The 23,418-nt window shown below is 39.8% G+C and carries 27 protein-coding genes and 1 tRNA gene; all 28 read right to left on the reverse strand.

What is annotated here, in order from left to right; all coding sequences use genetic code 11:
- Positions 1–119 precede the first annotated feature (119 nt).
- Positions 120–806, reverse strand: coding sequence for a redox-sensing transcriptional repressor Rex (locus tag IB67_RS06705; protein ID WP_072758508.1), 687 nt, complete (start codon positions 804–806; stop codon positions 120–122).
- The gene (locus tag IB67_RS06710; RefSeq protein ID WP_072758506.1) at positions 754–2,760 is read right to left on the reverse strand and encodes a [FeFe] hydrogenase, group A; all 2,007 of its coding nucleotides are present in this window, start codon (positions 2,758–2,760) and stop codon (positions 754–756) included. The genes IB67_RS06705 and IB67_RS06710 overlap by 53 nt, the downstream gene beginning before the upstream one ends.
- 37 nt (positions 2,761–2,797) lie before the next feature.
- Positions 2,798–4,699, reverse strand: a complete 1,902-nt coding sequence (locus IB67_RS06715; RefSeq protein WP_372589804.1) for an NADH-quinone oxidoreductase subunit NuoF — start codon at positions 4,697–4,699, stop codon at positions 2,798–2,800.
- 1 nt (position 4,700) lies between these two features.
- A complete protein-coding gene (nuoE, locus tag IB67_RS06720) occupies positions 4,701–5,177 on the reverse strand; it encodes an NADH-quinone oxidoreductase subunit NuoE (protein WP_072758504.1) in 477 nt (158 codons plus the stop codon).
- 312 nt (positions 5,178–5,489) lie between these two features.
- Positions 5,490–6,212, reverse strand: a complete 723-nt coding sequence (locus tag IB67_RS06725) for a LytR/AlgR family response regulator transcription factor (RefSeq protein WP_072758502.1) — start codon at positions 6,210–6,212, stop codon at positions 5,490–5,492.
- 31 nt (positions 6,213–6,243) lie between these two features.
- The gene (locus IB67_RS06730; RefSeq protein ID WP_072758500.1) at positions 6,244–7,236 is read right to left on the reverse strand and encodes a sensor histidine kinase; all 993 of its coding nucleotides are present in this window, start codon (positions 7,234–7,236) and stop codon (positions 6,244–6,246) included.
- Positions 7,237–7,246: 10 nt separating this feature from the next.
- Positions 7,247–7,759 carry a hypothetical protein gene (locus IB67_RS06735; RefSeq protein ID WP_339747308.1) on the reverse strand — a complete coding sequence of 171 codons (513 nt, stop codon included), beginning with the start codon at positions 7,757–7,759 and terminating at the stop codon, positions 7,247–7,249.
- Entirely contained in the window at positions 7,749–8,420 is a 672-nt protein-coding gene (locus tag IB67_RS06740) for a hypothetical protein (RefSeq protein ID WP_072758496.1), read from the reverse strand. The genes IB67_RS06735 and IB67_RS06740 overlap by 11 nt, the downstream gene beginning before the upstream one ends.
- A gap of 51 nt (positions 8,421–8,471) precedes the next feature.
- Positions 8,472–9,068, reverse strand: a complete 597-nt coding sequence (locus IB67_RS06745; protein ID WP_072758494.1) for a hypothetical protein — start codon at positions 9,066–9,068, stop codon at positions 8,472–8,474.
- A 144-nt stretch (positions 9,069–9,212) separates the two neighbouring features.
- Positions 9,213–10,352 (reverse strand): PP2C family protein-serine/threonine phosphatase, encoded by a 1,140-nt coding sequence (locus IB67_RS06750; protein WP_072758492.1) that lies wholly within the window; start codon positions 10,350–10,352, stop codon positions 9,213–9,215.
- On the reverse strand, positions 10,339–12,003 hold the full coding sequence (locus IB67_RS06755; protein ID WP_072758490.1) for a [Fe-Fe] hydrogenase large subunit C-terminal domain-containing protein: 1,665 nt from the start codon (positions 12,001–12,003) through the stop codon (positions 10,339–10,341). Before IB67_RS06755 ends, IB67_RS06750 begins: the two co-directional genes overlap by 14 nt.
- A complete protein-coding gene (locus IB67_RS06760) occupies positions 11,984–12,259 on the reverse strand; it encodes an NAD(P)H-dependent oxidoreductase subunit E (RefSeq protein ID WP_084634343.1) in 276 nt (91 codons plus the stop codon). The genes IB67_RS06755 and IB67_RS06760 overlap by 20 nt, the downstream gene beginning before the upstream one ends.
- A 174-nt stretch (positions 12,260–12,433) precedes the next feature.
- Positions 12,434–12,988, reverse strand: coding sequence for a ribosome hibernation promotion factor (locus IB67_RS06765; RefSeq protein WP_072758488.1), 555 nt, complete (start codon positions 12,986–12,988; stop codon positions 12,434–12,436).
- Positions 12,989–12,992: 4 nt separating this feature from the next.
- Positions 12,993–13,475 (reverse strand): hypothetical protein, encoded by a 483-nt coding sequence (locus IB67_RS06770; RefSeq protein WP_072758486.1) that lies wholly within the window; start codon positions 13,473–13,475, stop codon positions 12,993–12,995.
- Between the two features lie 3 nt (positions 13,476–13,478).
- Positions 13,479–14,306, reverse strand: a complete 828-nt coding sequence (locus IB67_RS06775) for a DegV family protein (protein ID WP_072758483.1) — start codon at positions 14,304–14,306, stop codon at positions 13,479–13,481.
- A gap of 18 nt (positions 14,307–14,324) precedes the next feature.
- Positions 14,325–15,161, reverse strand: a complete 837-nt coding sequence (locus tag IB67_RS06780) for a DegV family protein (RefSeq protein ID WP_072758481.1) — start codon at positions 15,159–15,161, stop codon at positions 14,325–14,327.
- A 39-nt stretch (positions 15,162–15,200) separates the two neighbouring features.
- Positions 15,201–15,503: a F0F1 ATP synthase subunit epsilon gene (locus IB67_RS06785; RefSeq protein ID WP_072758479.1), complete on the reverse strand. Its 303-nt coding sequence runs from the start codon at positions 15,501–15,503 to the stop codon at positions 15,201–15,203.
- A 32-nt stretch (positions 15,504–15,535) separates the two neighbouring features.
- Complete coding sequence (gene atpD / locus IB67_RS06790) at positions 15,536–16,954, reverse strand: F0F1 ATP synthase subunit beta (RefSeq protein ID WP_072758477.1); 1,419 nt, start codon at positions 16,952–16,954, stop codon at positions 15,536–15,538.
- A gap of 31 nt (positions 16,955–16,985) precedes the next feature.
- A complete protein-coding gene (gene atpG / locus IB67_RS06795; protein WP_072758474.1) occupies positions 16,986–17,813 on the reverse strand; it encodes an ATP synthase F1 subunit gamma in 828 nt (275 codons plus the stop codon).
- 6 nt (positions 17,814–17,819) lie between these two features.
- On the reverse strand, positions 17,820–19,343 hold the full coding sequence (gene atpA, locus IB67_RS06800) for a F0F1 ATP synthase subunit alpha (protein WP_072758472.1): 1,524 nt from the start codon (positions 19,341–19,343) through the stop codon (positions 17,820–17,822).
- Positions 19,344–19,347: 4 nt separating this feature from the next.
- Complete coding sequence (locus tag IB67_RS06805; RefSeq protein ID WP_072758470.1) at positions 19,348–19,893, reverse strand: F0F1 ATP synthase subunit delta; 546 nt, start codon at positions 19,891–19,893, stop codon at positions 19,348–19,350.
- Complete coding sequence (gene atpF, locus IB67_RS06810) at positions 19,890–20,375, reverse strand: F0F1 ATP synthase subunit B (protein WP_072758468.1); 486 nt, start codon at positions 20,373–20,375, stop codon at positions 19,890–19,892. Before atpF ends, IB67_RS06805 begins: the two co-directional genes overlap by 4 nt.
- A 10-nt stretch (positions 20,376–20,385) precedes the next feature.
- Complete coding sequence (locus IB67_RS06815) at positions 20,386–20,643, reverse strand: F0F1 ATP synthase subunit C (RefSeq protein WP_072758466.1); 258 nt, start codon at positions 20,641–20,643, stop codon at positions 20,386–20,388.
- A 48-nt stretch (positions 20,644–20,691) separates the two neighbouring features.
- Positions 20,692–21,561, reverse strand: coding sequence for a F0F1 ATP synthase subunit A (atpB, locus tag IB67_RS06820; RefSeq protein ID WP_143145263.1), 870 nt, complete (start codon positions 21,559–21,561; stop codon positions 20,692–20,694).
- Complete coding sequence (locus IB67_RS06825) at positions 21,558–21,947, reverse strand: hypothetical protein (protein WP_072758464.1); 390 nt, start codon at positions 21,945–21,947, stop codon at positions 21,558–21,560. Before IB67_RS06825 ends, atpB begins: the two co-directional genes overlap by 4 nt.
- Positions 21,916–22,176, reverse strand: coding sequence for an AtpZ/AtpI family protein (locus IB67_RS06830; RefSeq protein WP_072758462.1), 261 nt, complete (start codon positions 22,174–22,176; stop codon positions 21,916–21,918). The genes IB67_RS06825 and IB67_RS06830 overlap by 32 nt, the downstream gene beginning before the upstream one ends.
- A 13-nt stretch (positions 22,177–22,189) precedes the next feature.
- A complete protein-coding gene (locus tag IB67_RS06835; protein ID WP_072758460.1) occupies positions 22,190–23,275 on the reverse strand; it encodes a M24 family metallopeptidase in 1,086 nt (361 codons plus the stop codon).
- 64 nt (positions 23,276–23,339) lie between these two features.
- Positions 23,340–23,416, reverse strand: a tRNA-Arg gene (locus tag IB67_RS06840).
- Positions 23,417–23,418: the final 2 nt, after the last annotated feature.

Raw genomic sequence — 23,418 nt, forward strand, 5'->3', positions numbered from 1 at the left:
TTGATAATAAAAAAATCCCCCGGTGGTGAGACCGGGGTGGGAAGGTGTGGTGGCCGTTGTGAGGTCTGTCCTCACTATTTATGCGTGATACACGTCACGCTCATTTATATTTTTCATATTTACCCTTCATTTACCTTCATCGCATCTATACTTGAACTCTTTTCAGACTCAGCAAGCATGTGTTTCACGCCAAGCAGTCCTCTTGTTATATCTTCGTTCTGAACTATGATATTCGGCGGTACGTCCAATATTCGTGTGGAGAAATTCCACAATGCCTTGATACCGTGTCCGACAAGTAAGTCCGCTACTTGTTGAGCCGCACTTTCTGGAACGCAGATAGCTGCTATTTTGACTTTAAAGCGTCTTATTACCCTCGATAAATCCTTCAGTGGCAATACCATCAAATCGCCAACCATCGTTCCTATCTTGCGTGGATCGTTATCAAATATCGCTGCTACGCGAACACCGATGTTTTTAAAACCTTTGTAATTCACAAGTGCACTTCCAAGATGTCCAGCACCGATTATAATTATGTTCTCGTCAACTCCGGTTCCAAAGAGTTCGTCAAGTTCGTCTAAGAGCTCTTTGATAACGTATCCGACCTTCGGTTTTCCCTTTGTTTCAAGGAATGAGAAGTCTTTTCTTACTTGCTCTGGGGTGATTCTAAGCATCTCTGCTATGTCCTCTGATAAAACATAAATCTTTCCCTCGGCATGGATTTGGCTTAAGAAAGCATGGTACAATTTAAGACGCTCAAACGTTGCTTTTGGAAACCTTAGAATCCCCTTTCTTTCCTGATAGCTCATTTATAGCCACCTCTTTTACTTTTTCGACTGTTGCTTCGGATACTATTATATCATTTACTACAACGTTTGGTGATTTTCCGCAGTTCTCAACGCAGAACGTACCTTTTATTTCAAGATTCTTTGCCCACTCTTCTTTGTTTGCAGCTGCGATTAGTTTTTCAAGTATTTCGTATGAACCTTTTGAGTAACAGGATGTACCAAGACATACGCTGACTTTGACTTTATCTTCTGTTTCTTCTGGAAGTGGTAGTATGTCGATCTCGTCTTCTTGTACTCTCTTTCTGTGTTTGTAGAGCGTGTGAATTACCTCATGCGATGCGTGGCTAAGTGGTTTTTCTAAGTACTTTTCGTAAAGTTGGTGCATATGGAAGTTTTCAGTTGGCGATATCAAAACGTCAATGCTCTGGACTTCTTTAAGTATCTTAGCTCTTCTTGCACGTGTTCTGACATCGTTTGGATACGGCTGTCCACCGCCACCGATACAACCATAGTTACATGCCATGACTTCAACAACATCTGCTTCCATTTCACCGTTCTTAAGTGCATCGACTATCTTTCTCGCATTTCCAAGTCCAAATACTGCAAGTCCCTTTACTACCTTTCCGTTAGACAATTCAACGGTTGTCAAAGATACGCCTTCTGAGAGTTGTTTTGTTTCTACGCTCTTCACACTCATCTTGTCATTTATTACGTTAACAACGCTTCCGAGCACTCCGCCAGTCTTACCGAAGCTCAAACCTGATTGTGATGAGAGTCCGTATGGTCTGTCGAACGGTTCTGGGTCAACCATCTTTATATCTATTCCTGTCGATTTGATTACTTTCACCAATTCCCTTGTTGTAAGGACTATGTCCACGTTGCCTTCAAACTCTTCTCTTTCAGCTTCGAATTTCTTGGCTGTACATGGCATTATTGAGACGAGAACTATATCTTTCGGGTCAACACCAATTTCTCTTGAGTAGAATTTCTTGATTATCGCACCAAGCGCCATCTGTGGCGACTTCACACTTGAGAGGTGAGATATGTACTCTGGGTAGTACTGTTCAGCGAATTTCACCCAACCTGGGCAGCATGATGTGAATTGTGGTAACTTTTCACCTTTCTCGACTCTTTCGAGGAATTCATGTGCTTCTTCATATGCAACGAGGTCTGCTGCGAATGCAACGTCGAAAACTTTCTTGAATCCTATCATCTTGAGTAGTGAGACAACTCTACCTGATGTGGCGACATCATCTTCAAGCCCAAACTCTTCCTGCAACGATGCGCGCACTGCTGGAGCTATCATGCCTATTACGTACTTTCCATCTTCGATAGCCTTGTAAACTTTATCAACATCGTTCCTAATTGCGAGAGCACCTGTTGGACAGTACGCAACACACTGACCGCAGAGTACACATTCGGTATTTTCAAGTTTTTCTTCGAATGAAGGAACTACCTGTGCTTCAAAGCCTCTGTATGCAAAATCTATCGCAGCGATACCCTGAATTTCGTCACATGCTCTGACACAGTCTCCACAAAGAATACACTTTCCATTATCCCTGACTATTACCGAAGATGTATCTGTAACCGTCTTTTTCGATATCTTTTCGAACCTGTTCGTTGTAAGCCCGAATTCCTGAGCGTACTTTTGAAGTTTACATTTTCCGTTCATCTCACATGTCGTACATTCTCCATCGTGTGAAGCAAGTAAGAGCTGTAATATACCCTTTCTCATCTCGTATATCTTTGGTGTGTGTGTCTTTATTACCATACCTTCTCTTGGCTGGAGCGTACATGACGTAACGATATCTCTTCCGTCAACTTCAACGAGACACATTCTACACGCACCGTAGACTGATGTTTCGGACAGATAACACAAGTTTGGTATCTCTATCCCAACTTCCCTCAGTGCTTCGAGCACATTTCTTGCGTCATCTCTTATCTCTATTTCTCTGCCGTTCACGATTATTCTCATTATCCATCACCCTCCCGAAAACGCTCTTCGCTGACAATTAACCAACGAGCTCGATAGCGCCGAACTTACATTTCGTTACACACAAACCGCATTTAATACACTTTTCCTGGTCGATTACGTACGGCTTTCCTCTTTCTCCACTTATTGCACCATTTGGACAGCTTCTTGCACACAAGCTACAGCTCTTACACTTTTCTGGTATAATCACGTACTTCTTGAACGCCGTACACATGCCACTTGGACATTTTCCTTCGATGTGTTCTATGTACTCAGGTCTGAAGTATTTCAGTGTACTTATAATTGGATTCGGTGCCGTTTTTCCAAGTCCACACAATGATGCCGTCTTTATCACTTCTGCAAGGTACTCAAGATTTTCTAAGTCTTGGTATGTTGCCTTGCCTTGAGTGAATTTTTCGAGTATGTTGTAAGCCTGCATCGTTCCTTCTCTACATGGGACACATTTACCACACGACTCTCTCTTTGTGAAGTCGAGGAAGAACCTTGCCACTTCGACCATACATCTGTCTTCCGTAATTGCGACGATACCACCTGAACCGACCATTGCACCGACAGATTTTAGAGAATCGTAATCGAGTGGAAGGTCAAAGAGTTCTTCAGGCAAACACGCACCAGATGGTCCACCTATCTGGATAGCCTTAATCTTCTGACCATTTGACGTTCCACCGCAGATATTCTCAAGGATATATCTCAACGTCGTACCGAATTGTATTTCGATGATACCTGTCAATTTGAGAGGACCTGTCACCGAGAACATCTTCGTTCCTGGTGAGTTCTCAACACCGCGGCTTCTGTAGTTCTCCACACCATCTTTTATTATCTTTGGAACATTTGCGTAAGATTCAACGTTATTGATGAGTGTTGGTTTGCCCCAAAGTCCTGACTGTGCTGGGAATGGTGGTCTTGGTCTCGGAACGCCACGTTTACCCTCTATTGATGCAAGGAGTGCTGTCTCTTCACCACAGACGAACGCTCCAGCACCTTCTTTTACGTAAAGTTCGAATGAGAAGTCTGTACCGAGTATATTTTCACCGAGCAGTCCGTATCTTCTTGCATCTTCTATTGCCTTGTTGAACATCTCAACAGCGATTGGGTACTCGGCTCTGATGTATGCGTAACCTTTCTTAGCTCCGATTGTGTAAGCTGCGATTACCATTCCTTCGAGAACAGAATGTGGGTCTCTTTCGAGGAGTGTTCTGTTCATGAACGCTCCTGGGTCTCCTTCGTCCGCATTACAGACGACGTATTTGATATCGCCTTGACTCTTGTATGCAGCTTCCCACTTGAGACCTGTTGGGAACCCACCACCGCCACGACCACGCAGGCCCGATGCTTTAACCATCTTAATTATCTCTTCCCTATCCATTCCGGAGAGAACCTTTGCGAGCGAGAGATATCCACCGCGCGCCATGTAATCTTCGATGCTCTCACATTCACTTGTACCAATCGCGTCCATTATGTAGAACGTCTGGTTCTTAAAGAACGTTGCATCTTCAAGCCTTTCAACTTTCCTGTCAGTGATTGGGTCTGTCAAAAGTAATCTATCGATTGCCTCGCCTTTGACAAGCGTCTTTTCAACTATCTCCTCGACATCGTCAACTGTAACGTGGCTGTATGTAATACCGCTTGGCATTATCTTTACAAGTGGACCGAGCGAACAAAGTCCACAGCATCCTGTCTTCTTTACTGGTTCGTCGTCATCTATCGTCTCAACTTTAAAGTCTAATCCTTTGGACTTAATAACTTCGACGAATTTTGCGTAGACCTTTCTTGAACCGCTTGCTGTACAACCGGTACCGACACAAACGTAAACTGACGGTTGCTGGAGTTTCTTCTCCCTCTTTTCCTTAAGCTTTGATATATACTGAACGAGTTCCTCGGGACTCTTTATTATTGGCTCATTGATAACGACTGTTGACATCTTAATCCTCCTTTCTCTCTTTCAACTTTCTAAGAATTTCTTTAACTTTTTCCCCGTCGAGTTTCCCGTATACTTCATCGTTTATAACCATCGCTGGTGCAAGTGCACATGCTCCGAGACATCCAACCTTATCGAGACTGAACTTCAAATCTGGTGTAACTTCTCCGGGTTTTATTCCAACTTCTTCCTCAATTGCTTTTACCAAGCTCATTGAACCTTCCATGTGACATGCCGTTCCGTCGCAGATCAATATTGTGTATTCACCCTTTGGTTTGAGGGAAAACTGAGCATAGAACGTAGCAACACCGTATATCTTTGCCGGTGGTATTCCGAGAGCTGTACCGATGTAATTCACAACATCCCTTGGGATATGTCTGTACTCTTTCTGCACTTCGAGGAGGATCTTAATCAGCATCTCTTTTCTGTATTCGTATTTCTTGAGTATCTCTTCGACCTTACTGTAAGTTCGAGTAAGCATCTCCACACCTCCACTCATAACAATAAATTCTCTATAGCTTTTGCTTTTATTCTTACATTCGTAGGCTTATTCGTGATAGTTTTCACGAATATGATAAATCATATTTTTAGACTTGTCAATGGGTATTTTAGAAATTTTTCACGAATGAAATGTTAAGAATAGTGGTATTATTTGACAGAAGTTTTTACAATGTTATGCATAGAAGAATGGGGTATACGATAACTCTTGAGAAGGTAGTTAGCACAAGTAAGAGGGGGGTAATTCCTGCTTTTTGTGAAAATACAAACCGATAAAGCAAGGTGGATAAAAATATCAGTTCTTAAGTCCAAGCCTTTTAAAAACTTCCTCTTGATAATTTCTTGAAAGTTTCAGTTCAGTATTGTCTGAGAGGACTATAATATATGAATTCTGGAACCATTTTTTCACTTCCACAATATGCTCCACGGAAACTATGTAGCTTTTGTGGATGCGTACAAATTTATCTGCTGGTAGCTTTTGTTCAAGTGTGTATAGTGGTGTAGATGTCTCGTACGTTTCACCTTCGGTGAATATCTTTATTGTCTTATCATCAGCTTCCAAGTAGATTATATCTTTCAAATCGACAAGTATTATACTTTCGCCTTGTTTTACTGGCAGCTTTAATATTTGCCTGACATAGTATTCATTTGGTCGTCTATTCAAGCCCAACCTTTTGATTCGATCAATCGTTTTCGATAGTCGTTCTTTTGAAATAGGTTTTAGAATATAATCAATTGCCCCTTCTTCAAAGGCTTTTAAAAGATATTCGTCGTATGCAGTGATGAAAACAATGTGCGGTTCGTAATTCAGCCTTTCCAGATGTCCAAAGATAGTGTCTTCCGATATGTTAATATCAAGAAAAAGCACGTCTGGTTTGTATAGGTTTGCACATTTTACAAATTCACTGCAGTCGGTCGCTTTGAAAACTATCTGAAAAGCGCTATCTATTTCTCCAATGAGTCTTTCCACTCTTTCGATAGCGACAGGGTCATCATCTACGATACCGCAAGTAATCATCTTAAACACCTCTCATTAACACATCTCCGCTTTAAGAAGTTGTTGGAATGTATAGACGGAAAATGGTCAAATTTTCTTCTGTCAAGAATTCCAGCTTCCCACTAACAAATTCCAGCAACTTTGAAACTATTGTTAAACCCGTGCCAAATTTCTTAATGCATACCTCATCGAAAGCGGATTTTGAATTTTTAATCTCAATACAAAGTCCATCTTCTAACATCACGTTTATTGATATTATTCCACCGTTATTTTTCTTTATGCCGTACTTAATTGCATTCTCTACAATTGGTTGAGTGATGCCTGTGGGTATTAAATAATCTGCAGTGTTTAAATCATAATCTATTTCATACTCTATCGGAATATGTGAAAGGAGTTCCTTCTGAATTTCCAGATACTTTGAGATAAACTCGAGCTCTTCTTTAACTGTCCATCTGTCTTTGAATTTTAAAACCTCTCTGTAATAATCCGAAATCTTTATTATCATCTCTTCTGCCCTTTCTGGATTTCCGCGTGTTGTTTCGGCTAAGAAGTTGAAAGTGTTGAATACAAAGTGTGGGTTGAATTTAGAACTTATAAGTTCAAAATTCATCTGCTGGATTTTTCTTTCCAGTTCAGCTCTCTGGAGCTTTTCTTGTAGGCCAGAGACATAGTTTGATACAAGTACAGAGAATATTGTTATAAGTATCGTATATATATCGTTCATATCCAATTTATTGGATTTAAAAGCTATAACCTTCAAGACAATTTCGGAAATACTGAAACCTAAGAATATAGAATAAAGGCAGTTCAAAAGGTCAAATATATATTTTACTCTTGATTTTGCTCTGTTTAGGCGTTTGAAATTTCTGAAGAGAAAATATGTTATGTTTACAAGAGTTAATGAAAAAACCAAAGGGGTTATGAAATCCTTGAGCCTTGTTGCAAAAAGGAAGATGATGTACAACACGAATGTCGTTATCTCAACTACGATTATCTCTTTACCTGTATTATCCATCTTCTCTTTGAATTTGTATTTTTCTTCCATATTCTTCACCTTAATAGGCAGTATTGGCGGTCTTGAAATTTGGAAAACGCTCTTTTAACTTATCTACGTAATTATTGGAATTTTGAAGCTCTTTTAGTTTTTCGTAATAATAAATTCCTTTAACGATATCCTTTTTCAAAAGCAAGGTATACGTGAGCATGTAATAGACTTTAAGTATCTCTTGTGCTTCAAGTGTCTTTTTATCGCCTATTATAACTATGAACTCTCCATCTTCTAAGACAACATCTTGTGCCATTTTGTTGTTGTCAACAAACTCGAAAAATGCCTCCATTCGCACGTATCTAATCCTCACATTGTAAGGTGAAGCCGAAACCGCATTATTGAGTTGTAGACTACCTATGTAGAAATAAAGGATGTTGACAGGAAACGGCACGCTCATGCTTTTTTGAAGCATAAGCGCACCTTCTTTGGCAGAGTCTAAATCACCGCTTCTGGAAAATATGAATGTCGAAAAAAGAATCAAGAGAATAATTACAATTCTAAAGTCCTTCTTAGAATCCAAAACCTACTCCTCCGTAGATAGTGTACATAAGCAAAAATTTGTTTTCATCACTTAATCCTGTAAGCGGCTTGTTATTCACTAACCAACCATCGTACGAGTAACCCGCGATTCCAAGAGCTCCCGCTCTGAGTTCCATGAAGTTTGTAACCTTTATACCCAAAGACAGTTCAAATGCAACTGCGAGATAACTTATGTTGGCAAACAAGTAACCTTCCAAAGTACCACCTTCAAGATTTCCGATACTCGTGTTATTCTCATTTACCTTCCTTCCAAGTTCGATATCAATACCACCAAAATGTGCGCCTGCTTGCAAAGATACACTTCCAAAGGACAAATTTCTCAGCATTCCGCCGAAGCCACTTGAAACGACGAGCTTGTATTTATTCCCATCTTTCGTTACTTCTTTTTCACCACTGAATCCAAAACCGCCACCGTATGAGAGACCAGGAACCCCTCCATAACCAAATCCTCCAAGAGCTATTATACCATCTTCAAAGTTTGGAAAATCGAGTACGGGAACGTTGATGTTTTTAAGATTGAAGAAAGTTCCTCCAGGGATGAACATCACGAACGGTCCACCACCACCGAATTCGAAACCGAAGACGTTCAAAGACACGCATATCAGTAAAACTGCCAGCAAAACGTTTATACCTTTCTTCATACCCTTCACCTCCCAAAAGATTTATGGAAAGAAGATTTCACATTATCTCGTTCACCAATTTCTTATCTTCACCTTTGGATTGTTCAACTTTATCTTACCTTCATCGCCACTCTTTACATATACAGTGACGTCTGCGGTTGTGCTGTTTATCTCTAACGACACATTTTCATACTGTTGCAATTTGTCCACATATATTTCTCCATTCAAGACAGCTGCGGAGATAGTTATATCACAACCATTTTTAATAATTATTTTATTTATCTCACAGGTTGCAGAAGATATTTCAAGGCTTTTTAGATTCATTACTCCTAACACACTAACCACTGCCGTTGAGATCTGCAGATGCTCAATATTCTTTGTCCCAAGTATAACAGAGTTTGTGATACCACTTATTCGTGTTATATCTTGAGATACACTGAGACTCGGGGTATATGAATCGGAATAGACTAACTTGTCATCGTCTGGTGAAAGAGTGATTTTGAGTGTCGCTGCTGATATCAACACTTTGGGCGTTAGAACTTCAACTCTTTCAACACTTCTTGACTCCGTGTATTCATTTATAACAAACTCATTCTGGGGTACCGCAATTACAAACAAGAAGACACCAAGCAAAGACAACGCAATTATTTCACGCAAGCGCAATGCCATTCGAATCACCTCCAATACGATTTCTGATGCTATTGTAACACCTTGTTCGAGAAGAAATATACATTTTTCGTAACAGGCAGAATTTTTGTCGTGAAGTTCTCAAAAAGTTGTGTGAAGTGATAGGAAAGTGTTATATAAAATAGATCAATAATACTCCACTTTCACGATCTTTCCACGCTTTTCGAGTATGTTGGAGATGTCGTGGATGAGCCTGAATTTGAGGGATATGTCGTGGGAGAATAGTGGGTTTTGGTGGGCAGGATTAATTGCCCTTCCAACGAGGAAGGTTATGACATCTGATTCTTCAAATAAATCTATAAGCTTCTGTGCACCAACACCAAGTGTTGAATCTTGATTTTCATAGTATCTGAAAACTTGTGAGAGGGTAATTATACCCTCTGTCACTAGATCTATTCCCTCCATGTATCCTATCGGTGGAGAATATTCAGATATGCTCGAAAAATCAATCTCCACGCTTTTGCCGAGCACTTTTTCAACTATCTGGCTCGTTGTTCCACCACAGACAACTTTCTTTCCCTCCGACTTGATGAGTTTCTCAACTACAAGTTCGTCGTACTCTTTCCTTTCTGGTGGTCCTACCATTATTGTTAAATTTCTTCTTTCCCTGACTCTTATCGCACAAGCTGTTGCATCATCACCTCTTGTCCCGGTGTCAAGTGCATCAGCTAAGTGCACGAGGTGGCTAACTATGCTTTTCAGATCAACTTTATTCAGAAGAAGATTGTTAAGTTCTTTGACAACGTTTTCAATACCAAAGCCAAATGGAAATCTTTTCGTCCCCATGCCTGCTTGAGTAATTCCATCTGTCATAAGGAAAATGATATCACCAGGTTTAGCTAAAAAGTTTGTCTCATATACTTTCCGGCCTTGAATTTCGTACTGGTACTTCTTAATTTCTATAGGCATGCCTTTACGATAAACTAATACTACAGGACAGTCGTATTCAAAGATATGAGTCTCTCCTGTGTGGTGATTAACTGAGCAAGTTGCGAGGGTTGCGTAACTTATTCCGCGTTCTTTACAAGTTGGTAGCGTCGAGATGATTGAATTGAACACTTCTGATATAGGAACTTCATTCAACACCATGGTAGTCGCCATGGAAGCAGTTAGAGTAGAAAGAATACTTGCTTTAATTCCACTTCCTAGCCCATCTGAGACGCTAATGACTGTCTTATCTTCGCTTTTCTTGTATTTAACCGTGTCTCCGCAGACTTCTTCACCACGCTTGTTCTTCTGTGCGTAATATATCTCACATGTCAACATTTTCGTCCCCCAAGAATCTCTTGAATTCTGAAAAGTGTGATTTCGTTTCAGCAATTGATTCACCTAATAGACTCGCTATATCCTGAGCTAATTTCATTTGGTCATTCAAGACTTCCTCAATCTTTTGTATAGTTTTCTTCCTCATTTCGTTCATCTTTTCTTTCTGAACCATCATCTCAGTCATATCTACGAGTAACACAACGGTACCACCGTTGTTTGGTAGGTCAAAGACTTTGGGATAAAGATATACTTTTCGAGATTTTACATAAAGTTCGTGTATTCTACTTGAATCAGCTTTGAATTTGCTGCATATATCTATTATCAATTCATTTGAATAGTCTGAGAAGAGGGACTTGGCAGAGTTATTTAGATAAAGCACATCTGAATCCTGATATATTATTATTGCATTCGGCGTCTCTTCGACTACGAGGTTGCTGAAAGAAGAGACTTTTTCAACAAGGTATTCAAAACACATCTCCTTTTCAGCCTTGCCAATGGCTACTGCCCTTGCTTTTTCTCTGCATGTTTCATAACCACATCCTGTACAATTAAGCTCTTTAACAGGATCAGTCTTTCCCATTTCTTCCAGTATTTTTGAGATAAGATGATCTGGCACGTTATATCTAACTTTCCTGTCTTTGAATGTCCTGTGAATCTGAAGGGGTATGCTATCCGTATCTATTCTTTTACCTTCAAGTTTATCAAGCTGCGAAATTATTTTTCTCATCCTTAATCTACGCTGTAAAATATTATCGTCCTTTCTCATTGCAGGACCATTTATACAACCACCGACACAAGCAGATGCCTCAATCAACACTTTTTCCTCCAAAGACTGCAATGTATTCAAAAATTCAATAATGTTATTTATGCCCTCAAGTATGTAAGACTGACTATCATGCTTACCTTCGAAACTTGCTGAACGGATTATTCCTCCGGATTCTGGGTAGATTCTCGTTCTTCTCGGATACGGTGCATCGGGGAAAGTTTCCTTCAGTGTTGAAACTTTTTCTTTAAGTCCCTGTTTTTCAATTATTCCTTCGAGTTCCTCAAATGTTAGCACAACGTCGAATTTTCCATCAAGCTCCTCTTTTTTTGCGATACAAGGACTTATAAAAATTTTCGGAATAGAACCGAACATGTGATTAAGGAATTCGTAGTGCGCAAGAGCGGGTGATTTTAGTTCAAGAAGGTAATCTTTTAGTTCTGGGTAGTGCTTTTCAATAAGTGAAACAACAACAGGGCAGGATGTTGTTATCGCAGGTCCCGTTCTTTTCTGAAAAAGCTTTAAGTATTCATTTGTAACGTATTCAGCTCCTACTGCCGTTTCTGAAATATAAACTGCCCCTAAGGATCTCAATAAAGAAAGAATTTTAAGTGGTTCTTCAAAGTGTGCGTAAAATGACGGAGCAATCGAAAGTACAAAAGGTTTTCCAAAAAGCTGAATCATTTTGTCAGAATCTTTTCTGTATGTTTTCGCACTCTGAGGACAAGTAAGGACACATGTTCCGCAAAGAACACATTCCTCTTCTATAACAAGAGATTCATTGTTCTTAAAACTTATGGATTTTACTGGGCAATTTCTCAAGCATTTATAGCAGTACTGACAATTTGCTTTGTCAGAAAGTATATACTTACTTACAGTCAGTTGCATCATGAACACCTGCTCTTCTTATTATGCACTCAATAACGCTCTCCAGATTATTCTCTGAAACATTTGGGATAAGCTCTTCTCCAGCCTTTATGTTTATCCCTTCAGCACATCTTCCCATGCAAAGGGAACCTCTTAAATCAACTACATCCCCTAATCTGCTTTTAAGTGTTTCAACGATTCTGTAAGCACCTTTCAAATGACAAGAACTTCCAAGACATATTTGAACTATAATTCTTGAAGAGTTATCCTCTATCATGTCCCACACCTACCCTGTATGTTAATTACTCAGTGGAAATATTTTTCGTGATTTCTTTCACAATTAAATTCTACAGCTTCTCTTTCCTTGTGTCAAGGAGTACAAAGACTTCAAAAAAGCAAGTGCCCTTGCGGGCACTTGTTTATTTATGGCATTCTATTAATTTTTCGGATTTTATTCTTCAAATTCAATGAGTCCGTATTTTCCGTCCCTTTTGTAAATTAGGTTAATTTCACCGGTATCGACGTTTCTGAACACAAAGAACTGGTGGCCCATAACGTCCATTTGGGCAATTGCTTCTTCCAAGCTAACGTGAGCCAAGTAAATTCTTCTTACGTTTTCAATCTTATCTTCTTCGTCTTCTATTTCATACCTTGGTGCAAGTTCTTCAGCCATTGCTTCAATCGTGCCCTTCACATTTGATTTATGATACGATTTGTAAAGTTCTCGCTCTTTTCTAACAGCCTTGTCAAAACTGTCGCACGCGTTATCAATCACGCCGTAAATGTCATTCGCTTTTTCCTGCACCACAACATCTTTACCATTGATGTGGGTAAGCAATCTTAACGTATAATAGGGACCGTCCTTGTCAAACCTCGCCTCGATATTTGTACTTTCCTTGTTCCCAAGATATCCCAAAGCTCTCTTTACTTTGTCCAATCGCTCGTTTAAGTAGCTTTCAATAGCGTCTGATAACTCAAAACCGCGTGCAAATGTTCTGACTTCCATACAATCACCTCCGAGTGATTTGTTCGTTTAGCTCTGTCACAAGCTCCATCGTGTAGAATGACAAAGTGATGAGGAAATAAGACAAGGTTTTTCCGACGAACAATTCGCTTTCTTCCAAAACAAACTTCCTTGCCGTAAGTATAAGTGCAAAAATCAGAGCAGTAGTTATGAGAAATAAAAACGGGATAAAGTAAGCAAGAAATGCAAAAATTATTGTGAAAGTAAGATATAAATTTGAAAGTGCGTACAACTTATCATCTGTATTTCTAAACCACTTTGAAATTACAATTCCTACACCAACCACACCAATGAAGAATACGGTGTTAGCAATCCCGATAAACGCCCTGACGACAGGATGGTCGATGAAGAAAAATGCGTTTGAAATTATCGACATGATAAAACCAATCGAAAAAAGAACCGACGAAAAGACTATGAAATCTTTCGATGACTTTTCTTCAATAATGCTGTTTAGATAATCCTTTATCATCTATCAAAACCCCCTTCCAACAACAAGACCGAAGACTTCAGGTCCTACATGAGCCGATATTGCAGGACCAATTCTGGCTACCGAATGCACATTAAAACCTTGCAAAAGTTTGTCGAGGTAAGTCTTCATTTCTGAAACTCCATACCCACCCATCACGATTGGATTTGAAACTTTTCTCGCAAATTCCTCGGCCAACTGCTTCATCTTAGATATGCATCCCTCGTGTGTCCTTTCCATTCCGAGTGAAATTGTATATCCTTCTTCATCGGTTGAAAGAATTGGCTTTATTCTCAATAATTTACCGAGCAATGCTTTCGCTTTGCCAATCCTTCCTCCACGTTCGAGGTATTCTAAAGAAGAAACTGTGAAAACTAACAAACTGTCTCTGACAAACTCATCGGCAAGTTCTTGCGTGACCTTGACGCCATTTTCCGCCGCACCAATAACTCTGTACAACACGTACGTCGTTTTCACACTTCCACTTTTAGAATCTATCAGAGTGACATTTTTAAGCTTCTCATTTTCTATAATCGACTGAACAGTATCATATGTTCCGCTGAGTTTTTGTGATATTGTTACAACGTAAACTTCATCAAATTCCTTAGAGTATTTTGTAAGCTTTTCCTTAATCATTTCTTGTTTAGGCTGCGATGTTGTGACTTTAGCTCCACTAAGGCAATACTTGTAAAATTCTTCATCTGTTATCGTAACCTTGTCGATGTATTCTTTATCGTCAACGTATACTCTCAACGGTAAAACATCCGTAGGAACACCAAAATCAATATCTTTCTGAAAATCCACGGAACTATCAAAAATGTAAATTTTCTTCATATTTTCATCTCCCAAATACTACTCCCAAACACCAATCACCAATCCGAATCCTTCCGTTCCCACATGTGTCATAACCGCCGGTCCGATATCAAGAAATTGTGGTTTTAAATCATAGTTCTTAGCAATATCATATACATAATCTTTATACTCATCTCTTCCGACAGCTCCGTATATTACAAATGAACTACTGCCCAGATTTTTCTGTTTTTCAACAAACGCCTCAACGCGCTCTCTCAGTATCTCAGAAATCTTCTTAGAACTTACAGCCTTCTGTACCAGTTGCACTTCGCCACTTCGTGCAATTGTTAGAACTGGTTTGACGTGCATTATTTTTCCTATTAGAGACACGACTTTACCTATTCGACCACTCTTGTGTAATCTTGTTATGTCGAAAACAGATATTAGGAATAGCGATTCATCTCTATATGATATTATATCATCTTCTTCCAAAATTTTACCATTTGAAATATCCTTAATCATACGTTCTAAAACATAAGTGTTCTGAATACTTACCGTTTTCGAGTCGAAGACTATGATATTCTCGTATTTGTTCGCTATTGTGCACAGTAAATTGTACGTACCACTCAAAAGTGAAGATACTGAAAGGACATAAACTATATCATATTCCTTGTGTAGTTTTTCAAATAGTTCTTCTATATAGTCTATTCGCGGTAACGATGTCTCTACTTTCTTATCTTCTTTAATGCTTTCCAATATCTTTTGGGTAAGTCCGTCTGAATCTTGGAACTCTTCATCGTCTATAAACACTCTAACAGGAACTGTGTATATATCTACATCAGAAGAAAAATTCTTTCTCAATTTTGTCGTACTATCAATTACTATCGCACTTTTCAAATCTTTTCACCCCACCATATTCATTGCTCTTATCAGTCGCTAAGATTCTTGGAATTCGGTTTTCCCAGCAATTTTGTGAGGGTCGAAGTCTTCCGGTCTTCCTACGTCTTCTGTTAGTATGACTACATTGTCGTTGCCATCACAATGCATAAAACCGCCTATGACTTTGAAGGTTTCCTCTGCATTTTCTGTCTTTATTCTCACATCAGAAACTGCAAGCTTAGCAATAATGGGTGCCCTCTTGTCGAGAACACCCATTTCACCTTCGACTGTTTTGAATACTATTAACTTTGCATTACTGAATTCTACTATCTTGTACGGAGTAACTATTTTGATTTTCATATCTCAATTCACTCCCGACTGTTCGAAACTAATCAGATAACTGCTGCTTGCATGAGTTTTTTACCTTTCTCAACAGCTTCATCTATTGTACCGACCATGTAGAATGCCGCTTCTGGAAGGTCGTCGTGTCTTCCTTCAAGTATTTCTTTGAATCCTCTTATGGTTTCTTTGATTGGCACATATACACCAGGAATACCCGAGAATTTTTCAGCAACGTGAGTCGGTTGAGTAAGGAACCTTTGTATCTTACGAGCCCTTTGAACAATCAATTTGTCTTCTTCTGACAGTTCTTCCATACCAAGAATAGCAATGATGTCTTGCAAGTCCTTGTACCTTTGGAGTACCTCTTGGACACCTCTTGCAACTTCGTAGTGTTCTTTCCCAACTACGTTTGGATCGAGAATCTTAGACGTAGAGTCAAGTGGATCTACTGCTGGATACAGACCAAGAGCTGCAAGTTGCCTTGAAAGGACTATCGTTGCATCGAGGTGCGTAAATGTTGTTGCTGGTGCTGGGTCTGTGATGTCGTCTGCAGGAACGTAAATTGCCTGGACTGATGTTATTGACCCTTTCTTTGTTGATGTAATTCTTTCTTGGAGCTCACCCATATCTGTAGAAAGCGTTGGTTGATAACCGACTGCAGACGGCATCCTTCCAAGCAAAGCTGAAACTTCACTACCAGCCTGTACAAACCTGAAGATGTTATCTATGAACAACAAGACATCTCTACCTTCAACATCCCTGAAGTACTCAGCAATTGTAAGTGCAGTTAATGCTATCCTAAACCTTGCTCCAGGTGGTTCGTTCATCTGACCGAAAACCAATATTGTGTTGTCCAAAACTCCTGCTTCCATCATGTCCAAGTACAGGTCGTTACCTTCCCTTGTCCTTTCTCCAACACCTGCAAAAACTGAGAATCCGTGGTGTTCAATGGCAATGTTCCTTATCATTTCCATAACAAGAACTGTCTTACCAACTCCAGCACCGCCGAAGAATCCTATCTTACCACCCTTCGGGAATGGAGCGAGAAGGTCGATAGACTTTAGACCAGTTTCAAGTATTTCAATCTCAGTCTTTTGTTCGGGCATGGAAGGAGCGGGCCTGTGTATGGGCCAGTACTCAACGTTGCTTACCACTCCACGTTCATCTATCGGTTCGCCGATAACATTGAACATTCTACCAAGTACACCACGTCCCACTGGTGCCTTTATAGGTTCTCCAGTGTTTTCTACCTCAAGACCTCTAACAAGACCGTCGGTACTGTCCATTGCAACAGTTCTGACGGTATTGTCACCAATTAACTGCTCAACTTCAAGAATTAACTTTTTTCCTGTTTGTGGATTCTTTACTTCGAGTGCATCGTATATATCAGGCAATTCGCCTTCTTGGAATTTTACGTCAACAACAGGACCTATAATTCTTACAATCTTTCCAACTGATTTTTTGGACACGTATATCACGCTCCTTTTTGATTAGAAAACGTTACTCTTCTTTCAAAGCATCGGCACCCGTCACAATCTCTATGAGCTCTTGTGTAATCGATGCTTGTCTGACTTTGTTGTAATCTACTGTCAGCAGTCTTACAACTTCTTCCGCATTTTCAGTAGCATTTCTCATAGCATTTTGCCTTGCGTACAGTTCACTTATCTTCGTTTCAAAAGCAAGTGAGAACAAAACACTTGAGGCGTAAAACTCCAAAAGGTGCCTTTGGAAAGCTTCCTCAATGGGTTCGAATTCATACCTATCGCCTTTAGGCTGCCCTTCTTCCAATTTAATTGGTGTCAGTGTGTAAACATCAGGAAGCTGAGCGAGTTTACTCTTGAATTTTCCATACACTACCTTAACGTTCGCTACGTTGTTTGACAATACGTCGTTGATAACCGTTTTAGTGAAATCGAAAGTTGGTGTATCGTACTCATGCTCGTATATTCTAACTACTTTCGGATTATTTTTGAACACTGGTGTTATCTTTGCGCCAACCACATAGATAAAATCAAAATTCTCTTTCTTATCAAGAGTTTGCGCTCTCTTGACTATCTCTGTTGGAAACGAGCCACAAAGCCCCATATCTGTTCCAATTACGATAAGAGCACTTTTGCCATTACCTGTGACGAATGGGTGCTTCACATCAAAGTGAACTTGAGATACCATCCTGCTCGTTTCAGCAAGAAACTCTCTTGCCATTCGCAATCTTTTTTCAACCTTCTTTATTTGAGCGGTTGAAACCATTTCCATTGCTTTAGTGATTTTTTTCAGCGACTGGGTTGCTGTTATTTTTCTTTTGATCTGTAACAATTTACCTCGACTCATTTAACATCACTTCCCGTACATTTTTACGAACTCTTGCTTGTACTCCTTCACAACTGTGTGTAGTTTTTCTTCAGTTTCCTTTGTTATTTGCCTTTTAGTTCTGATTTCTTCTAATAAATCACTATATCGCTCCTTCATAAATTTCAGTAAACCGTCTTCAAAGGGTCTTACTGAAGATGCTGGAATATCATCTAAGTATCCGTTGACACCTGCAAAGAGTACAACCACCTGTTCTTCTACTTCCATTGGGCTGTGCTGCGGTTGTTTCATGAGTTCCATAAGTCTTTGGCCTCTTGTGATCTGTGCCTGAGTTGCTGGGTCCAATTCTGTTGCAAATTGTGCAAACGTTTCAAGTTCCCTGTACTGCGCCAAATCAAGCTTCAACGAACCTGCAACTTGTTTCATCGCCTTTATCTGTGCAGCACCACCGACACGAGACACCGAAAGACCTATGTTTACCGCAGGCCTTTGACCAGCGTAGAACAGACTCGGTTCAAGGTATATCTGACCGTCTGTTATTGATATAACGTTCGTTGGGATATACGCAGATATGTCATTTGCTTGAGTTTCAATTATCGGAAGTGCGGTTAAAGAACCGCCCCCGTAATTATCGTTTAGCCTTGCTGCGCGTTCCAAGAGCCTTGAGTGCAAGTAGAAAACGTCACCTGGATAAGCTTCCCTTCCTGGTGGTCTTCTGAGGAGCAACGATATCTGTCTGTACGCAACCGCATGTTTCGACAAGTCATCGTAAATAACGAGCGCGTCTCTGCCGGTGAACATGAAGTATTCACCCATTGCACAACCTGCATATGGTGCAAGATACTGGAGAGTGGCAGGATCAGATGAAGATGCAACAACCACTGTTGTGTAATCCATAGCGCCAGTTTGTTTGAGCTTTTCAACTATCCTTGCAACTGCGGATGCTTTTTGACCAATTGCAACGTATATACAATATACACCTTTGCCTTTTTGATTGATTATTGTATCAACTGCTATTGCCGTTTTTCCAGTCTGTCTATCACCGATTATCAGTTCCCTTTGTCCACGTCCAATTGGGATAAGTGAGTCGATGACTTTCAAACCTGTTTGCAGAGGGGTATCGACTGGTTTTCTGTATATAACACCAGGGGCTTTGAATTCGACAGGTCTTGTCTCCTTATATTCAATCGGTCCAAGACCATCAATTGGTTCTCCAAGTGGATTTACGACGCGGCCGAGGAGTCCTTCTCCAACAGGGACTTCCATGATTCTGTTCAGTCGTCTTACAGTATGTCCTTCCTTTATTTCTTTATAATCTCCGAGTATGATTATACCTACGTTGTCTTCTTCTAAATTGAATGCCAAACCACGCGTTCCAGTCTCAACGAACTCGACCATTTCGTTCGCCATGACGTTGTTGAGACCGTAGACTCTCGCAATTCCGTCTCCAACTTGTATTACCTTTCCAACATCTTCCAATCTTAACTCTTCTTGGTACTCGGCAATTTTACTTTCAAGTACCCTTACTATTTCGCCAGGGTTTAATCTCAAGGTATCACCCCTCTCTTCTTAACACATCACGGGCTAATTTTTCAAGTCTACCTTTAATACTTGCATCGTACCTCTTGCCGTAAAATTCGACAACTACACCAGCAATAATTCCTTCGTCGACTTTGACGCTGAAAACTGGTGTTTTAGAAGTATATTTTCTAACAAACTCAGTAAGCGCTGATTTTTCTTCATCATTCAAATCTGTCGCTGATATGACTTCAACAGGAACCAAACCGTTTTCTTCAAGTATCGCGTAATCAAACAAGGTTGCGATCTGCTTGATGTACTTCATCCTCTTATTTGATATGAGCAGATAAACAAACCTACCAAAAACTTCGTCTGGTTTGAATCCAAGCTCAGACATTATGTCGCATACTAACTGTGAACGTTTAACTGGCTTGATAGCTTGATTGTTCAAAAAAACCGAAAGCTCGTTATAGATGTTCACAAAAACATTCAATCTTTCTTTGTATTCATCTGTTTTTTGATTAATCTTGGAAACGTTATAAAGAGCAAGTGCGTATTTACTTGCTATAGATGAATACATCATTTTTCATGCTCCTTTATTATCTTCATAAGATACTCTCTCTTAGCTTTTTCATCAACAGCGTCTTTTAGTACTTTCAGAGCCAGGCTCACAGCAAGCTCTGTGGCCATTCCTTGTACCTGAGCAAGAACCTCTTGTTTTTGCCTCTCTATTTCTGCTTGAGCATTTGATATGATTTTCTCAGCTTCCTGCTGTGCCTTCAACTTTGCTTCTTCAACTATCCTTTCAGCTTCCCTTTCGGCGTTCGATATAATTTGCTCAGCCTTTTGTCTTACATCTTTTAGCTCTTTTTCAGCCTGAATTCTCATTTCATCAGCTTGTCTTCTCAATTTTTCAGCCTCTGCAAGTTCTCCTTCGACCTTTTCTCTTCGCTTATCCATCATAGAGAAAAAAGGTTTGTACAAAAGCTTGTTAAGTGCCCACAAAAGAAAGAGAAAACTCAACAGCTGAACAACAGCTGTCAAATTGATTTCAAAAAGATCCATACGGATCGCCTCACAATACGAAGAGTATCAAGAAAGCGATAACAAGAGAGTATATACCTGTTGTTTCAGCGATAGCGTCAGCAAGAATCATACGCGTTATGATGACGTTTGTGAGTTCAGGTTGTCTCGCAATAGCTTCCATTGCATGTCCACCAACGTGACCTTCACCGATACCAGGTCCAATAGCTCCGAGTCCCATTGCCAATCCTGCACCTATAGCTTTACCGGCAATGATAATAGCATTCGCAAGTTCCGTCATGTTTTCCATAGATACTCCCTCCTTAAAAGTTATAGATTTTGGAAAGCACTAACTGAATTACTCTATCTGTGATGCCATATAGGCAACGGCAAGTGTTGAGAACACAAACGCTTGAATCAATCCTGAGAAGATTCCAAAGTAACCCCATAAGAATGGCGGAAGGAACATGTACTTCAAAAAGTAGCTAACCACCAGAACAAGTATCCCACCACCTGTTATGTTACCAAACAAACGCATTGAATGAGAGAGAGGCTTTGCAAGTTCTCCAACGATATTCATTGGCAGCATGAACGCGATTGGCTCAAGAAATCCTTTTAACCAACCTTTTACCCCTTTTGTTTTTATTGCAAAGTACTGGCTCATTATGAAGACCATAACTGCATATGTAACGTTCGTATTCAAATCACCTGTAGGTGCAGGCCAAGTATCGTTAAAAAACACAAACTTAACACTGCGCGTTCCGTCAGCTAGGATTGAAACATTTGGTGATATTCCAGGAACAAAACCACCGATTAAGTTAGAAAGAGCAATATAGAGGAACAACGTCATAGAGATTTTGAATACAGTCCTTGCGTATTTCTCGTTTGGGATACTGCTTTGGACCATATCATACATGAATTCCAGCAACGATTCAGCAAAAGCCTGTTTTCTTCCAGGAATAATTGAAAACTCCTTATAAACTGATCTTGCGAAAGCAACTAAGATAGTTATTACAACCAGCGACATTATTACCGTAGCTGGGTTGATTCTGTAATACCAAACATTCTCTGGACCGAATTGCACAACCCACCTGTTTGTAACATTAGATAAAGCCTCTTTCGGAGATGCGGTCATCGTTCTTGCATTTATAATACCTATGACCGTGTAAACTATCAGAAAGACTATTAACTGTATTTTGGCTTTCTTGCTCATCTTCCGCTTAGTCATTTAAGCCACCTCCATGCAAAGAGAAATGCAACAATCTTAGCATTAAGCAATCCTACAAAGACTCCCAAAATCCCTTGAAGCGGACTACCAAAAGCAATTGCCGAAAACAAAAAGAGTGAAGTGTAAAGCAAATACCTTATAAAATAACCAAGCTCAAGAACAATTTTACCATCCGCCAGACTGACAATCCGCTTCTTACCCTTTAGCAATGAAAAAAGGCCCAAAACCATTCCTGCCGTACCTATCAAAATTCCAATAGCCACAACCTTGTATCCAAAAAGCATTGCGAAAGTGAATTCTGCAAAAGCAAAAAGGGTTATGTAGACTATCAATCTGAGCAAAAATAGATAACTATCATCTATCTTTGTCTTTATCAATTTTATCATATCCGCCCGCCTTCATGACAAACTTGATTCCGTTATAGACGCCTGATATTGTCCCAATAATTAAAAATGTTACGGTTAAGATCTTTTCCAAATTGAATAATCTGTCCAAAAAAGCACCAATCACATATCCAACTATGACATTTGAGATTATCGTAAATCCCAAAGTAGATATTAAATTCAGTTGTGCCAGTTCTTTACCAATATTTTGTTTTTCCGGATCTTTTTTCATATTTTATACCTAATTATACAACAAAAATTTCCCTTGAGAGTGTTGTCAAAATCTCGCAGCCATTTTCTCTAACGACAACGTCTTCTTCAATTCTTATACCAAATTCCCCTTCCAAATAGATTCCTGGTTCAACTGTTACTATCTGTCCATCTATAAGTGGTTTATCCCATCTATAGCTAAGTCCTGGGTTTTCATGTACTTCCAATCCGAGCCCGTGTCCAAGCCCATGCCCGAAGTATTCTCCGTAACCACATTCAGAAATATGATTCCTTGCGATGCTGTCAACTTCTTTACCCGTGATCCCTGCTTTAATCGACTCAAGTGCTTTTTGTTGCGCATCGTAAACTATCTTATATACTTCCTTAACTCTATCGTTTGGTTCTCCAATGCAGAAGACTCTTGTCAAATCACTGTTATATCCCCTATATCTTGCTCCCCAATCAACTACGATTGGTTCACCTTTAGCAATTTCTTTTTCAGATGCCTTACCATGTGGCAATGCTCCTCTGTAACCAGATGCTATTATCGTATCAAAAGCTACATCATCTGCCCCTAAGAGCTTAATTTGATACTCCATGTAGGCAGCAAGCTCTTTCTCCTTCATGCCAGCCTTAGCAATTTCAAGCATCTTCTTAAATGCTTCTTGGGCAATTTCAACGGCCGACTTTACAAGCTTTACCTCTTCTTCTGTCTTTATTGACCTAATTTCCAATAAAAGGCTCGAAATATCTTCGAATTCGCAGTTTGGAAGCTTTTCCTTCAGTGATTCAAAATGAGTTACTGAGATTCTATCCTTCTCTATAGCTAATTTCCTTAGTTCCATGTTGGATACCAGTTCACAAACAGTATCAAGAAAACTCTTCGGTGGGATGTATTTTACCAATTCAAATGTACTCTCTTGCTTCACTTGGGTCCAATATCTTGAATCGGTAACTATGATATGCCTCTTGGGTGTAATTAGAAGCGCAGAAAAGCTCCCCGTGAATCCTGATAGATATCTTGTTGTTACAGCATTGGAACTTTCGACATTAAGAATCAATATAGCATCTATGTCCTTTTCAAAAACCCTTTCCTTCACAACCTGAAGACTATAGCTCATGACATATTCCCCCTCTAAGATAAATTTATGTTGAACATCTGAATTGCAGAAATAAGAGGCATCCTGGCGTGCTCGGCGGGACTTGAACCCGCAATCTTCGGATCCGGAGTCCGACGCTCTATCCAATTGAGCTACGAGCACAT

This window comes from Fervidobacterium riparium (assembly GCF_025370035.1).
GTDB classification, from domain to species: Bacteria; Thermotogota; Thermotogae; order Thermotogales; family Fervidobacteriaceae; genus Fervidobacterium; species Fervidobacterium gondwanense.